The 14158-nt window shown below is 63.9% G+C and carries 16 protein-coding genes, 1 tRNA gene and 1 pseudogene; 7 read left to right on the top strand and 11 right to left on the bottom strand.

Annotated features, from left to right (window positions below; all coding sequences use genetic code 11):
• Positions 1 to 14: 14 nt before the first annotated feature.
• The 8 genes from ACFSX5_RS18935 to ACFSX5_RS18970 all read right to left on the bottom strand — a co-directional run bounded on the left by ACFSX5_RS18935 (position 15) and on the right by ACFSX5_RS18970 (position 8748).
• Positions 15 to 1166: a Gfo/Idh/MocA family protein gene (locus ACFSX5_RS18935; RefSeq protein ID WP_386830596.1), complete on the bottom strand. Its 1152-nt coding sequence runs from the start codon at positions 1164 to 1166 to the stop codon at positions 15 to 17.
• A 100-nt stretch (positions 1167 to 1266) separates the two neighbouring features.
• Positions 1267 to 2322: a sugar phosphate isomerase/epimerase family protein gene (locus ACFSX5_RS18940; protein ID WP_386835519.1), complete on the bottom strand. Its 1056-nt coding sequence runs from the start codon at positions 2320 to 2322 to the stop codon at positions 1267 to 1269.
• 167 nt (positions 2323 to 2489) lie between these two features.
• Positions 2490 to 3632, bottom strand: a complete 1143-nt coding sequence (locus ACFSX5_RS18945; RefSeq protein ID WP_386830599.1) for a Gfo/Idh/MocA family protein — start codon at positions 3630 to 3632, stop codon at positions 2490 to 2492.
• A 3-nt stretch (positions 3633 to 3635) separates the two neighbouring features.
• Complete coding sequence (locus ACFSX5_RS18950; RefSeq protein WP_386830601.1) at positions 3636 to 4382, bottom strand: sugar phosphate isomerase/epimerase family protein; 747 nt, start codon at positions 4380 to 4382, stop codon at positions 3636 to 3638.
• Between the two features lie 71 nt (positions 4383 to 4453).
• A complete protein-coding gene (locus ACFSX5_RS18955; RefSeq protein ID WP_386830603.1) occupies positions 4454 to 5536 on the bottom strand; it encodes an ABC transporter ATP-binding protein in 1083 nt (360 codons plus the stop codon).
• 4 nt (positions 5537 to 5540) lie between these two features.
• Positions 5541 to 6455: a carbohydrate ABC transporter permease gene (locus ACFSX5_RS18960; RefSeq protein WP_386835531.1), complete on the bottom strand. Its 915-nt coding sequence runs from the start codon at positions 6453 to 6455 to the stop codon at positions 5541 to 5543.
• 14 nt (positions 6456 to 6469) lie between these two features.
• Positions 6470 to 7411 carry a carbohydrate ABC transporter permease gene (locus ACFSX5_RS18965; protein ID WP_386830605.1) on the bottom strand — a complete coding sequence of 314 codons (942 nt, stop codon included), beginning with the start codon at positions 7409 to 7411 and terminating at the stop codon, positions 6470 to 6472.
• Between the two features lie 95 nt (positions 7412 to 7506).
• On the bottom strand, positions 7507 to 8748 hold the full coding sequence (locus tag ACFSX5_RS18970; RefSeq protein ID WP_386835520.1) for an ABC transporter substrate-binding protein: 1242 nt from the start codon (positions 8746 to 8748) through the stop codon (positions 7507 to 7509).
• Positions 8749 to 9061: 313 nt separating this feature from the next.
• Here ACFSX5_RS18970 and ACFSX5_RS18975 point away from each other — a divergent pair, with 313 nt between their 5' ends.
• Together ACFSX5_RS18975 and ACFSX5_RS18980 are read left to right on the top strand one after the other, a co-directional pair.
• The gene (locus ACFSX5_RS18975) at positions 9062 to 10006 is read left to right on the top strand and encodes a LacI family DNA-binding transcriptional regulator (RefSeq protein WP_386835521.1); all 945 of its coding nucleotides are present in this window, start codon (positions 9062 to 9064) and stop codon (positions 10004 to 10006) included.
• Between the two features lie 50 nt (positions 10007 to 10056).
• A tRNA-Arg gene (locus tag ACFSX5_RS18980) sits at positions 10057 to 10133 on the top strand.
• 27 nt (positions 10134 to 10160) lie between these two features.
• Here ACFSX5_RS18980 and ACFSX5_RS18985 read toward each other — a convergent pair.
• From ACFSX5_RS18985 to ACFSX5_RS18995, 3 genes are all read right to left on the bottom strand, one after another.
• Positions 10161 to 10334 carry a hypothetical protein gene (locus ACFSX5_RS18985; RefSeq protein ID WP_386830611.1) on the bottom strand — a complete coding sequence of 58 codons (174 nt, stop codon included), beginning with the start codon at positions 10332 to 10334 and terminating at the stop codon, positions 10161 to 10163.
• 271 nt (positions 10335 to 10605) lie between these two features.
• Positions 10606 to 10752 (bottom strand): hypothetical protein, encoded by a 147-nt coding sequence (locus ACFSX5_RS18990; RefSeq protein WP_386835522.1) that lies wholly within the window; start codon positions 10750 to 10752, stop codon positions 10606 to 10608.
• A 163-nt stretch (positions 10753 to 10915) separates the two neighbouring features.
• Positions 10916 to 11062, bottom strand: a complete 147-nt coding sequence (locus tag ACFSX5_RS18995; protein WP_386835523.1) for a hypothetical protein — start codon at positions 11060 to 11062, stop codon at positions 10916 to 10918.
• Between the two features lie 391 nt (positions 11063 to 11453).
• Here ACFSX5_RS18995 and ACFSX5_RS19000 point away from each other — a divergent pair, with 391 nt between their 5' ends.
• The 5 genes and pseudogenes from ACFSX5_RS19000 to ACFSX5_RS19020 form a co-directional block, all read left to right on the top strand.
• Positions 11454 to 11870, top strand: coding sequence for a P-type ATPase (locus tag ACFSX5_RS19000; RefSeq protein ID WP_386835524.1), 417 nt, complete (start codon positions 11454 to 11456; stop codon positions 11868 to 11870).
• 89 nt (positions 11871 to 11959) lie between these two features.
• Complete coding sequence (locus ACFSX5_RS19005) at positions 11960 to 12532, top strand: HAD family hydrolase (protein WP_449240241.1); 573 nt, start codon at positions 11960 to 11962, stop codon at positions 12530 to 12532.
• On the top strand, positions 12510 to 12671 hold the full coding sequence (locus ACFSX5_RS19010) for a hypothetical protein (protein WP_386835527.1): 162 nt from the start codon (positions 12510 to 12512) through the stop codon (positions 12669 to 12671). The genes ACFSX5_RS19005 and ACFSX5_RS19010 overlap by 23 nt, the downstream gene beginning before the upstream one ends.
• 432 nt (positions 12672 to 13103) lie before the next feature.
• A pseudogene (locus ACFSX5_RS19015) lies at positions 13104 to 13488 on the top strand (DUF411 domain-containing protein); the annotation flags it as partial.
• A 254-nt stretch (positions 13489 to 13742) separates the two neighbouring features.
• Positions 13743 to 14158: hypothetical protein (locus tag ACFSX5_RS19020; protein ID WP_386835529.1), on the top strand; the 416-nt coding region annotated here is incomplete at its 3' end.

The raw sequence follows: 14158 nt of genomic DNA on the forward strand, positions 1-14158 counted from the left end.
CTCTGTCGCGCAGCCTAGACCTCGCTGAAGCGAGTCCACTTCGCATCGTTCTGGCTCGACTTCACCGAGGCCATGATGAACTGCATGCCCTCGACGCCATCCGCCAGCGACGGCAGCAGCGCTTCATAGTCCTGGCCTTCGCCACGGATCACTGCCGCAAATTGCGAGTAGAGCGTCGCAAAGGCTTCGAGATAGCCCTCGGGGTGACCGGAGGGGATGCGGACGTTCATCGAAGCCGCCGGCGGCACCGAGATCGAACCACCGCGGGTCAGCAACTGCTTGGGCTTACCGAACTCGGTGAACCACATGTAGTTCGGGTTGTCCTGGCGCCATTCGAGGCCGCCCTTGTCGCCATAGACGCGCAACTGCAGGCCATTCTCGTTGCCCACGGCTACCTGGCTCGCCCACAGCATGCCCTTCGCGCCGCCCTCGAAGCGCAGCATGATATGGACGTTGTCGTCGAGCTGACGACCCGGCACGAAGCTGTCGAGGTCGGCCGAAACGGCCTCCGTCCTCAGCCCGGTGACGAAGCGGGCGAGGTTGTAGGCATGGGTACCGATGTCGCCGATGCAGCCGCCGGCGCCGGAACGGGCCGGATCGGTACGCCAGGCAGCCTGCTTGTTCTCCTCGCCGGTCGCCTCGGTGAGCCAGTCCTGCGGGTACTCTACCTGCACGACACGGATGGTGCCGAGCGCGCCGGAAGCCACCAATTCACGGGCCTGCCGCACCAGCGGATAGCCGGTATAATTGTGCGTCAGCAAGAACTTGGCGCCGTTCTTCGGCTGCACCTGCGCCAGGGCGCGGGCGTCTTCGATGGTTGAGGTGATCGGCTTGTCGCAGATCACGTGGATGCCGGCCTCGAGGAAGGCCTTGGCCGGGCCGTAGTGCATGTGGTTGGGGGTGACAATCGCCACGGCCTCGATGCCGTCCGGACGGGCGGCTTCGGCGCGTGCCATCTCCTCGTAGGAGGTGTAGATGCGATCCTCGGCCAGACCGAGATTTTCCCCAGATTCCTTGGCCACTTCGGGCCGCGACGACAGTGCGCCGGCCACCAGATCGTAGTCCCCGTCGATGCGGGCGGCGATGCGATGGACATAGCCGATGAAGGCTCCCGTGCCACCACCAACCATGCCCAGGCGAATGCGCCGTGCGCCGTTCTCAGCCATTTTCGGTGCCTCCTCAGGTCAGTCTTGTGCAGCGCAGACGGCGCGATCGGTCTGCGTTTCGTTACCGGTGACGCGCCATCTGCAGTGTTTCGGGGACGATTCAGCTCAATCCGAGCATCTTGCGGTTGGCAGCCTGGTCGGTGCCGGCACCGGCGAAGTCGTCGAACGCCTTCTCGGTGACGCGGATGATGTAGCTCTGGATGAGCTCGGCACCTTCGCGTGCTCCGTCCTCGGGATGCTTCAGCGCGCATTCCCACTCGAGCACGGCCCAGCCGTCGAAGTCGTGAGCGGTGAGCTTGGAGAAGATCGCGGGGAAATCGACCTGGCCGTCGCCGATCGACCGGAAGCGCCCTGCCCGGTTCACCCAACTCTGGAAACCGCCATAGACGCCCTGGCGGCCGGTGGGGTTGAACTCGGCGTCCTTCACGTGGAAGGCGCGGATGCGCTCGTGGTAGATGTCGATGTAGTCGAGATAGTCGAGCTGCTGCAGCACGAAGTGGCTCGGATCGTACAGCAGGTTGGCGCGCGGATGGTTGTTCACGCGCTCGAGGAACATCTCGTAACTGATGCCGTCATGGAGATCCTCGCCCGGATGGATCTCGTAGCAGACATCGACCCCGGCCTCGTCGAAGGCGTTGAGGATCGGCGTCCAGCGGCGGGCGAGTTCGTCGAAGGCTTCCTCGACGAGACCGGCCGGGCGCTGAGGCCAGGGATAGAGGTATGGCCAGGCCAGCGCACCGGAGAAGGTGGCGTGCCCCTTGAGCCCGAGATTCTGCGACGCCTTGGCGGCGTTCATCATCGTCTGGACGGCCCATTCCTGGCGCGCCTTCGGGTTGCCGTGTACGGACGCCGGGGCAAAGCCGTCGAAGGCGGTGTCATAGGCCGGATGCACCGCGACGAGCTGACCCTGAAGGTGCGTCGACAGTTCGGTGATCTCCAGCCCGTGGCTGTTCACGATCCCCTTGATCTCGTCGGCATAGGCCTTTGAGTTCGCCGCCTTTTCGAGATCGATGAAGCTAGACACCCAGGTCGGGATCTGCACGCCCTTGTAGCCGAGGCCGGCAGCCCAGCGGCAGATATTGTCGAGGTTGTCGAACGGAGCCGCGTCGCCCGCGAACTGGGCGAGGAAAATCGCCGGACCCTTGATGGTGCGCATGAAGTCACTCCCTTGCTGGCGGTCCCTGCCCTCCGCATGGAGCGGGACCTGTTCTCGCTTGCCCGGCACCGGTGCCGGATATGGAACAGGCGGCGATTGCCCGCCGCCTGTCCAGGCTTTCATCCACTGTTGACCGGCGCCGGAACGCTGTCAACGCGGTACGTTCCTCAGGCGCGCAGCAGGGCGCGTGCCTCTTCGGGACCAAGGGCCCGCGGACGCTCGCAGGTGGTCGACAGGGTCAGCACCTGGCCGCTTTCGCCGGCCTTGAGCAGGCTGGTCAGCACGTCCACGGCATGGAGCGCCACGTCGATACCGCAGCGGGCCGTGGTGCCGTTCTCGACCGACAGCATCATGTCGGAAAGGCCGGCAGCGCGGTAGTTGGAGCGCGGCTGATCGGTGTCGAGTCCCTGGTTCGGCTTGCCGAAGGGATGGTCCCACGGCTCGACCGGGGTCTTCTTGCCCTCGATGTCAGCCGTGACGAGGTCACCGCCGAAGAAGTTCGGATCCGGCACATAGATGGTGCCTTCGGTGCCGTAGAGCTCAATGTTGTGGTGGCCGTGGCTCGCCACGTCCCAGCTCGTACCGATGGTGATGATGGCGCCCGAATGGAACTCCAGCACGCCATGGATCGTGGTCGGGGTGCCGACCTTGATGGTGGTGCCCTGGTACGGACCCGGAGCCGTCACCACGCGCTCCGCACGGGCCATGTTGGTGAAGGCGGAGAGCCGCCGCACCGGGCCGAGGAAGTGGATCAGGTTGGTGACGTAGTACGGGCCGAGATCAAGGATCGGGCCGCCGCCGGGCTGGAAGAAGAAGTCCGGGTTCGGATGCCAGTGCTCCATGCCGCGGCTCATCACATGCGTGGTGCCGCTCATGATCTTGCCGAGCTTGCCGGAGTCGATGATCTCGCGCGCCTGCTGGTGGGCACCGCCGAGGAAGGTGTCCGGGGCCGAGCCGACCGCAAGATTGCGGTCTTCGGCGGCCTTGCGCAGCGCCATGCCCTCTTCGAGGCTCAGTACGAACGGCTTCTCGGAATAGGCGTGCTTGCCGGCCGAGACGATGTCCATCGACACCTTGTAGTGCGTCGCCGGGATGGTGAGATTGACGACGACGTCGATCTCGCTGTTCTTCAGCAGCTCATCCGGCGTTTGAGCGGCGACACCGAACTCCTCGGCGCGCTTCTGGGCGGCCTCGGGAACGATGTCGGCAACCGCGCGAACTTCGAGGTTCTTGAACAGCGGCGCGAGACGCAGATAGGCGCTCGAGATGTTGCCGGCACCCATGATGCCGACGCCATAAGTCTTCGCCATGCTTTAAGCTCCGTAGCCCTTGAGGGCGTCCATGGACCGGCGGGCGAAGCGGATCGCATCGCTGGGCTTGTCGTGTTCGGCAACGAAATAGGTGGCGCGGGTCTTCGCCTTGGCATCGGCCAGCAGCTTCTTCCAGTCGAGCGTGCCCTGGCCCACATCGGCCCAGCCGTCTTCGTCCAGAGCCTCGCCGGCGGGGGCGATGTCCTTGACGTGGATAGCGGTGATGCGGCTGCCGAGGCGGTCCATCCAGGCGACCGGATCCTCATTGGCCTTCACCACCCAGGCAAGGTCCATTTCCCACTGCAGGTCCGGGGAAGCATCGAGGATGATCTCGATCGGGGTCTTGCCGTTGACCTTGCCGAATTCCCAGTGATGGTTGTGGTAGCCGAAGCCCTTGCCGGCGGCCTTGAAGGCAGCCGCCATACGGGCGAGGCCCTCGGCAAAATCCTGCCAGTCGCCACCACCGTTGCGGAACTCCTCCGACGGCGGTGCCGGGCAGTAGACCGTCTGGATGCCGACGGCATCGACGATCTTCAGCACCGCATCGGTGTCTTCGAGCTGGCTGTAGCCCATATGCGCGGTCGGCATGGTGAGGCCGGCATTCTTCAGGCTCTGAACCAGCGCGGCCGGATCGCCGAACTGGCCACCCCAGCCCTCGACCTGGCTGTAGCCGAGCGATTTCAGCGTCTTCAGGGTATCGTCGAGCGACGCCTCGTTGCGGGCGCTGTAGAGTTGATAGGAGAATTCCATGATTGCCTCAGGTCGTATGAAAGAGGCCACCGCCCCGAGGCGATGGCGGAATGCTGTGCCGCAGTCGGCTCCTAGAGCCGGTTGGTGCTCTCGGCGTCGAAGAACGAGCCGCGCGCCGGATCGAAACCGACGAGAACCTTCTGCCCGGCCTGGAGCGGAATGTCGCTGTCGGCGCGGAAAGTCACCGACTTTCCGGCGATCGTGGTCCAGGCGAGGGTGTCGGAACCCATCGGCTCGACGATCTCGATTTCGGTCTCGGTCGTGAACGGCAGGCCGGCCGCCGCCTCGCCCACTGCAATGTGCTCCGGACGAACACCGAGCACCGCCTTGGTGGCACCCGACGTCTTGCCGGCGAACTCATAGGCAGCGACGGGCACTCGCGTGCCGTCTTCGGCGATGAAGTCCGAACCCTCGATCCGGCCATCGATGAAGTTCATCGAGGGCGAACCGATGAAGCCGGCGACGTAAAGGTTCACGGGCTTGTTGTAGATGGTGTGTGGATCGGCCAACTGCTGGATCACGCCGTTCTTCATGATGGCGATACGGTCGGCCAGGGTCAGCGCCTCGATCTGATCGTGGGTCACGTAGATCATGGTGTTCTTCAGGCGCTGGTGCAGCCGCTTGATCTCGACGCGCAGGTCGGAGCGGAGCTTGGCGTCGAGGTTGGACAGCGGCTCGTCGAACAGGAACACGTCCACGTCACGCACCAGGGCGCGGCCGATGGCGACGCGCTGGCGCTGGCCACCCGACAGGTTGGCGGGCTTGCGCTGCAGCAGCGGCTGGATCTGCAGGATCTCGGCAGCGCGCTGGACGCGGCGGTTGATCTCGTCCTTGGGCATGCCGGCGACGCGCAGGCCGAAGCTGAGGTTCTTCTCGACGCTCATCTGCGGATAGAGCGCATAGGACTGGAACACCATGCCGATGCCGCGGTCCTTGGGCTCGAGCCAGGTGACGTTCTTGCCGTTGATGAAGATCTGGCCGTCGGAGACGTCGAGCAGGCCGGCAACGCAGTTCAGCAAGGTGGACTTGCCGCAACCGGAGGGCCCGAGCAGGACGATGAACTCGCCCTGCGCGATGTCGAGGTTCAGGTGCTCGAGCACCTTCACATTGCCGAAGTTGAGCGACAGGTCGCGGATGGAAACGCTGGGTTGCATTCGATTATCCCTTCACCGCACCGGCAGCGACGCCGCGGACGAACCACTTGCCGGACACGAAGTAAACAATGAGCGGCACGAGACCGGTCAGAACGGTGGCGGCCATGTTCACGTTGTATTCGGGCGTGCCCTGGGCCGAGTTGACGATGTTGTTGAGCTGGACGGTCATCGGGTAGTTCTGCGTGCCCGAGAAGACCACGCCGAACAGGAAGTCGTTCCAGATACCGGTGACCTGCAGGATCAGCGCCACCACGAAGATCGGTAGCGACATGGGCAGCATGATCTCGAAGAAGATGCGCCAGAACCCTGCCCCGTCGACACGCGCGGCCTTGAACAGCTCCTGCGGCAACGACGCGAAGTAGTTGCGGAACAGCAGCGTCAGGATGGGCATGCCGAAAATGGTGTGGACCAGGATCACGGCCTGCAGTGTGCCGAAGATGCCGAGTTCGCGAGTGATGATCACCAGCGGGTAGAGCATCACCTGGTAGGGGATGAACGAGCCGAAGATCAGGATCGAGAAGAAGATCTCCGAACCCTTGAAGCGCCAGTTGACCAGAGCATAACCGTTCACCGCCGCGATGAAGATCGACACGATGGTGGACGGAATGGTGATCTTCACCGAGTTCCAGAAGCCGGGGGACAGACCCTGACAGGTCAGGCCCGTACAGGCGCTGCCCCAGGCTTTGACCCAGGCGTCGAAGTTCGGTGCCGTGGGCAGCGCGAAGATGTTGCCGAAACGGATTTCCGGCATCGTCTTCAGCGATGTCGAGAGCATCACATAGAGCGGGAACAAATAGTAGAGCGAGAAGAAGACGAGGATCGAATAGAGGATGATCTTCTTCGGGGTGAAGAACGGCCTGGGCCGGGGGCCGCGCGCCTCGACGACGTTGTCGGAGGCTGTGGGCGCCGGGCCGGTCATGGTTGCAGTCTGGCTCATGTGCGGCGCCCCTTTCCGCCGAATTCGAGATAGGCCCACGGGATCATGATGATCAGCACCGTCAGCAGCATCATGGACGCGCCGGCCAGGCCCTGGCCGATATTGCCGCCCGAGAACATGTAGTTGAGCACGTATTTGGCCGGCACTTCCGACGAAATGCCGGGGCCGCCATTGGTGAGTGCCACCACGAGGTCATAGAGGCGCACGATGCCCGAGCCGATGATCACCACGGCAGTGACGAGCACGCCGCGCATCATGGGAAGCACGATCGACACATAGGTGCGCCAGGTCGGAATGCCGTCGACACGCGCTGCCTTCCACACTTCCTCGTCGACGCTGCGCAGCCCTGCCAGCATCAGCACCATGCAGAAACCGGTGCCGTGCCAAAGCCCGGCGATCAGCAGGGCAAACAGCACCATGCGCGGGTTGGCGATCCAGTCGAAGGTGAAGTTTTCCCACCCGAGGCTGCGCATCGTGCCCTGCAGGCCGAGCGTGGGGTTCATGATCCACTGCCACACCAGGCCCGTCACGATGAAGGACAGGGCGAAGGGATAGAGCATGATGGTGCGGAAGGCGCTCTCGAACCGGATCTTCTGGTCGATCAGCACCGCAAGGATGAAGCCGATGACCAGCGTGAACACCAGCGACATGGAACCATAAGCGAGAAGGTTCCAGACCGAGACGTTCCACCGGGAGGTCGCGAACAGGCGCTCATACTGGTCGAAACCGACGAACTTGCCCGTCGGCAGGAGCTTGGAATTGGTGAACGAGTAGTAGATCGTCCAGATGGTGCAGCCGACGAAGACGACCAGCACCGTGGCCACCATGGGCAGTGCAGCGATCTTGGCGGGCAGGTTGTGAAGCAGGATTCTCTTCAGCAGGCCAGGACGGTGGACCGTCTCGACTCCTGCTTCCAAGGGAACGGCAGTGTCCGCCATGAATATTTCTCCAAGAGAAGGTGGCCGACCTTGTGTGCAAGGCCGACCACCATTTTCCTCATTGGGAGCGAACTCCCAACCGGATAGCCGGAATGTTACTCAGCCGACTCGATGATCGAGGCGTAGCGCTCGATGTAGTCGTCGACAGTGATGCTGTCGTCGTCGAGGAACTCGGTGTTGAGGTCCTGCAGCTGCTGCTGGACGTCGCTCGAGAGCGAGAAGTCACCCGACGGCAGCAGGCCGTTGTCGAGCAGAGCGATGGCCTTCTGCATGCACGCATTGGCACCCGACAGATCGATGTCGGTGCGGATCGGCATGGAGCCCTTGACCAGGTTGAAGTTCAGCTGGGCTTCGGGCGAGATCAGGATGCGAGCGAGCTGCTCCTGAGCCTGGATCACTTCCGGATCGGTGCCTTCCGGCAGGACCGGGAAGTAGAAGGAGTCGCCACCACCGCTGAGCTGGGTGCCGAAGCCGAGGCCCGGCAGACACTCGTAGTCTTCGCCCGGGACGCCGCCTGCGATCTGCAGGTCGCCGGCGAGCCAGTCGCCGTGGATGTTGCCGGCAGCAGTGCCTTCCAGGAGCTGATTGCCAACGTCACCGAAGGACGGGACCATGGTTTCGGGCGAGACGACCGAACGCAGGTTGTCGAGAGCTTCAGCGACCTTGCGGAACTCGGGGCCACGAACAGCCTCAGGGTCCTTGTCACGGTTGATGGCGAGCACCAGTTCCGGACCACCGAGACCGGCCATCAGAGCACCCGGGATACCCGAGAAGGGCCAGCCGGTGGCGAGGCCGAACGGCAGGATGCCGGCTTCCTGGAGGGCCGGCCAGGACGCGACATATTCGTCCCAGTTGGTCGGCACGGGCTGACCGATCTCTTCATAGGCAGCGGTGGAGAGCCACAGCCAGTCCCACGAGTGGATGTTGATCGGCAGACAGTAGAGACCGCCTTCGTAACGGCAGGGCTCAAGCAGCGAAGCGTCCACGTAGAACTCTTCGATGTTCATGTCGCCGACGATCTCGGTCAGGTCGCGCATCAGGCCGGCCTGGATGAGTTCTTCGGCGTCGCGGCCGGTGTTCATCTGGGTGGCGCCCATCGGGTCGCCGCCGATGATGCGGCTGATGATCACCGGGTTGGCGCCGGTGCCCGAGCCGGACAGCGCGGAGTCGACCCAGGTGTGGCCCGTTTCTTCTTCGAAGACCTTGGCGAATTCGGCAATGGCCGCAGCTTCACCGGCCGAAGTCCACCAGTGCGTGACTTCGAGCTCGGCGGCATGGATAGCGGTGGAGCCGAGCAGAGCGGTCGCCATAGTGGCAACCACTGCAAACTTCTTCATGGAATAGTCCTCCCAACGATCACTTGGAGCGGAACGCCCCGCGGTGCCGCCAGCCGCAAGGCCACCTTCTTTCGAGGTGTCCCGAGCTGGCTGCGTGTAATCGATTGCATTTCCGGAGCCCCGAAAGTTCTGCAATCGATTTCAGGAGTTTCATACACAGCTTGCAGACCTGTCAAGTCGCATTTAGACAGTTTGGGTAACGCTGCGCGGAGGGGGCGCTGCCAGACATGAGCCTGGTTAAAAAAGCGCCGACGATTCAAGACGTTGCCCGGTTTGCACAGGTCTCGACGGCCACCGTCAGCCGGGCCTGTCGATGCCGGAGCGGGTCAGCGACGATACCCGTCAGCGCGTTTCGGATGCGATCGAGGCAACGGGCTACACCCTCAACCAGTCGGCCCGCTCGCTGCGTCAGAAGACCGCCCGCACCATCCTCGTGGCGCTCCCGGACATTCGCAATACCTTCTTCGCCAACATTCTCGATGCCGTGGAGCGGGAGGCCTCCGCACGCGGCTATGGCGTGCTCGTCGCCAACCGATTCTCCGGCGACGATCCCGGGCGCCGCATCCGCGAGTACTTCATCTCCAACCGGGTGGATGGGCTGGTGCTGTTCGATGGCTCGGTCGACCTCGAGCAGTTGATGATTCTGCGCACGGCGCCCTCCCCCGTGCCGCTGGTCGTGGCCTGCGAGGAGATCCCCGATTCGCCCTTCCACACGGTCAAGACCGACAATGCCTATGCTGCCGAGCGGGCAACGCGGCACCTGATCGAACTTGGGCATCGTCGCATCGCCCATATCCGCGGCCCCGACGGCAATGTGTTGACCAGCGAGCGCCAGCAGGGATTCGCCGCCGCACTGGCACAGGCCGGCCTGCCGCTGCATCCTGAATGGCTGCTCGAGGGCGGATTTGCCATGGAAGACGGGCGGGCTGCCGCTGCAGCTTTCCTTGCCCTACCGGACCGGCCGACAGCCGTGTTCACCGCCAATGACGAAAGCGCTATCGGCTTTCTCACCGCGCTACGCGGCGCCGGCGTCGAATGCCCGCGCGATGTCTCTGTGGTCGGTTTCGACGATATCGCCCTGGCGCAGCATTACGTGCCGCCGCTCACCACCATGCGCCAGCCTTGCGCCGCAGTGGGCCGGCTGGCAGCGCAGGCGCTCATCGACGTCATCGAGGGCGAGCCGCACAGCCGCGTCCCCCGCCGCATGGTCCTGAGCTCGGACCTCATCATCCGCGCCAGCACCGCCCCGCGCCACTAAGGGCGTTCCCTCGGCGGCAAAATGCGCTAAACGTGCACTACCCCTCGCTCGGTCCCGTAGCTCAGCTGGATAGAGCAGCAGCCTTCTAAGCTGTTGGTCACAGGTTCGAATCCTGTCGGGATCGCCAGAGGGCCTCGTTCATCACCACAACACGTCACACCGGCGGCGGAATGTCCTCCGGAGCCGGGTCCGGCAGGTCGGGTCCCGGCTCGTAGTCGGGTTGTTCGGCCGGATCGTCCCCACCGGGCAAGTCAGGATCGGGAAGATCTCCCGGCGGTGGCGGTGGAATGTCGGTCGGCAGGGTCGGCTCAAGCGGTGGAAACTGCATCGTCCCCTCCATGCTGGACTGAAGGAGACGAACGACAGGCAGCGCCGACCGTTCCGCCCTCAGTCGTCCACCTCCACTTCGGCATCCTCCACATCCGGCGCATCGCACCCGGTCAGGGTTGCTCCGAAAGTGAAGGTCACGAGAGCGAGCAAGAGCAGGCGTTTCAACATCTGAATGTCTCCGGCTAGGTTGCGGCGTCACAAGGCATCGCCGGCCAGAACGGATGCACCCCTACCCTGCAGGATCGGAAGCAGGCCTTGGTGGAGGAAGACTATCTCGCGTCGTCCACAACAATGGTCAGGTTGCCCTCGCTGCTCGAGGCGACGGCAACAATGTCGTCAGAGGTAAAGCCCTCGGCGGCAAGGGCGGCCTGTACGTCGGCATTGGCCTCTATGGCAGCGGTGAGTTCAGCGAGCATCGTCGCCTGGGAACTGACGGCCTCGCCCACGGCCTCGCCATCGTCACCGCGTTGCCTGCAATTCAGAGAGCGTGACGATGTCGATCTGCGCGTCCGCTCCCAACGCCACGATATCGGCAGACGATACGTCGGACCCGCAGGTTCGAGATGATCGAATCATAGTTCACTTCAGCATCGGCCTGACGTTTGCTGCGGAATCGCTGCGGAAGTCCGCACTTGCGTTCGCGTCAACGGCGCCCTGCGCCATCGCTAGACCTGAGGTGGTGGCGAGGATAGCTGCAACTGCCGTGAGCTTCGCGACCGTGTTCATCTGAGTCATCCTGTCTGTCGCTCGCCCCAGACAACGACTGCTCCGCCATCGCGTTGCCGCGCCAGCGATCAACTATCTGGGGATGGGCTGCGTGGCGGTGCTCCCAACTTGCGTTTGGAGCAGCCCACCGTCCGCTTAAAATCGAAGCCCATCTGCTCGAGCGCCGGCTTCGGGCTCGGCTTGGGTGTAGCAGCCACGGCGGCGGCGGAGCCGGTTCGGCCGGCGTCTTGCCGAACCGACCGGGCGGCCTTGCGTGGGGCGGGCTTGGCGACAGGGTGGCAGCACAGCCACTTCGGCCGGAAGCGCCGCCTCAGTAGCAGCGACAGGCGCCGGATGGATGCCGTCGAGCCACTTGCGCACCCGGTTCGAGCCGCCGCGGGTGCAGCAATAGATGTTCTCGCGCCCCCCATCTCTCGCTTCGTGTGATCAGGCGCGCGCACGCTTGAGCACCTTGAGTGCCGCGAAATGGCGGGACGCGAGATCGGAAAGGCCGCGGCGATGCGGTGAAACAGGCTGGTGGGCCGGACCATGCTGTCGCAGATCGTCCAGCTCGTCGCAGAGGCGCAGCGCAGCCGTGCACCCATCCAGCGCCTCGCCGACCAGGTATCGGGCTGGTTCGTGGCCTGCAGTGATCTTCGTCGCTGTCCTCGCCTTCATCGCCTGGTCGATCTGGGGCCCGAGCCGAGCTTCTCTTCGGCCTTATCGCAGCCGTTTCGTCCTCATCATCGCTTGTCCTTGTGCGCTCGGCCTTGCAACGCCGATGTCCATCATGTCGGCGTCGGGCGCGGCGCTCAGAATGGCGTTCTGATCAAGAACGCCGAGGGCGCTAGAACTTTGGAGAAGGTGAACACGATCATCGTCGACAAGACCGGCACACTCCACCGAGGGCCGCCGGCGGTGACTGCCATCATTCCGGCAGCCGGCTTCACCGAGGAGGAGGTGCTGCGCCTTGCCGCCAGCGTGGAGCGGGCGAGCGAGCATCCGCTGGCGCTCGCCATCGGCGTGCGCAGCCGAAGAGAGAGGACTGGTGATCGCACCAGTTGCAGATTTCGACTCGCCCACTGGCAAGGGCGCGCTTGGCGTGGTCGAAGGCAAGACAATCCCGCTTGGCAATGCAATTCCTTGCCGAACAAGGGGTCGATGTCGCCCCGCTGGCCGAGCAGGCAGACAGTTGCGCGAGGATGGGGCAACCGCGCGATCTTCATGGGCATCAATGGACAGGTGGCGGCGATCTTCGCCATCGCCGATCCGGTAAAGGCATCGACGCCGGAGGCGCTCGCGGCGCTGAAAGCACGAGGCATCCGGGTGGTCATGCTCACCGGAGACAACTGGACGACAGCGAAGGCCGTCGCGCGTCAGCTCGGCATCGACGAAGTGGAGGCGAGGTCCTGCCCGATCAGAAGAGCGAGGTCGTGCAGCGGCACAAGGCGCCGGCGAGGTGGTGGCGATGGCCGGCGACGGGGTCAATGATGCGCCGGCACTCGCAGCGGCGGATGTCGGCATTGCCATGGGCACCGGCACCGATGTGGCGATGGAGAGCGCGGGCGTCACCCTGCTGAAGGGCGATCTTGTTGGCATCGTGCGGGCGCGGCGTTGTCGCAGGCGGTGATGGGCAACTCCGGCAGAACCTGTTCTTCGCCTTCATCTACAATGCCTTGGGCGTACCGGTGCCGCTGGGGTCCTCTACCCGTTCTTCGGCATTCTTCTCTCGCCGATCATCGCCGCGGCAGCGATGCGTTGTCATCGGTGAGCGTCATTGCCAACGCGTCGCGGCTACGCGCCACCAATTGTAGGAACCGAGTTGACCGATACGCTTCAGGAGGCTGGAACCTCGAGCAACGTATCTCTTCCTTGCGCTGCATCAAGTTCTGCGGCGGCGGCTGTGGTAGTATCTGCCAGTCGGTGCCAACAGGAAGCCCGCCTGCACGGCCCTGATCAGCTGCGCATTCTTCCGCTGAGATCGTCGGCCGTGGCTGTGAGGACAAAAGATGCGAAATGACCATGCCATCAGCCGAGAGCCTTCGTGGCAGGTCTTGGCTCGATATCTGTTCTGCTTTCAGTGCCGGTGACAGGGTATGCCGCAAGTCTGCCGCTCGTCACCGTTACCAAGGATCCGAGCTGCGGCTGCTGCACGGGGTGGCCGCATATCGAGGCCGCGGGCTTTCCGGTGCGGATCGTTGAAATCGCAGAACATCGACGCCATCAAACAGCAGCTCCGCGTGCCCCCGGCCCTCTACTCGTGCCACACGGCCGAAGTGGACGGCTATGTCGTCGAAGGCCACGTTCCAGCCGCGGCAATCCAGCGTCTCCTGACCGAGCGTCCGGCGGCCACGGGCCTCGCGGTTCCTGGAATGCCAGCCGGGTCGCCCGGCATGGACTTCCCGGGCGTGACTGCCGAGCCCTACGAGGTATTTCTGTTCGCTCCGCCGACAGAAGGTCTTCGGGCGTTTCCCGCAGCGCGCAGGAGATCTGAAGCTGTTCATGATTCACCGTTTGACACCAGTTTGATCCGGAGCGGGGGACTGCGGGGCAGAACCTGCCCCTGTCAGTAGCTCAGGCTGCCTGAGGCCGCCGGATGCTGGCGGGCACATGGATGTCATCGGGTGCGTGAAGAAAGCCACGCCATGAGCAGAGCTCGACTGCAACGTTCTGGTCGAGAAATGACTGGCTGCGCCAGTTCATGACCGGACTGCTGCTGCTCGTCTTCAGCGCTTTCGCTGTCCTGGGAACGGCACATGCCAGCTCAAGCACGCATGCCACGCACCAGGATCAGGCCGTTGCCAGTGCGCAGCAGGACGCCTATTCGCATTCCGACGACCGCAGCGAGGTTTGCGGACGAACCATGCTGTCACCTGAAGCGGCGCCGGATCGCGATTGCGGGACAGGTCTGCACCTTTCTTGCCTGCTTCCCGATCCGCTGCCGGCATTGCCAACACTGGACGGGGAGCCTCCTTCGCATTCAGCCCAGCGACTGGGCCGAAATCCTTCAGGCATCCTGAGGCCACCGCGTCTTGACGTCGATTGCATAGTGAAGCACGGCCGGAGCCTTTCGTTCCCGGCTGCTCCAGCAACCGACAATCAGACGAAGCCGGAAAC

The organism is Devosia albogilva, from assembly GCF_042685625.1.
GTDB lineage: Bacteria > Pseudomonadota > Alphaproteobacteria > Rhizobiales > Devosiaceae > Devosia > Devosia albogilva.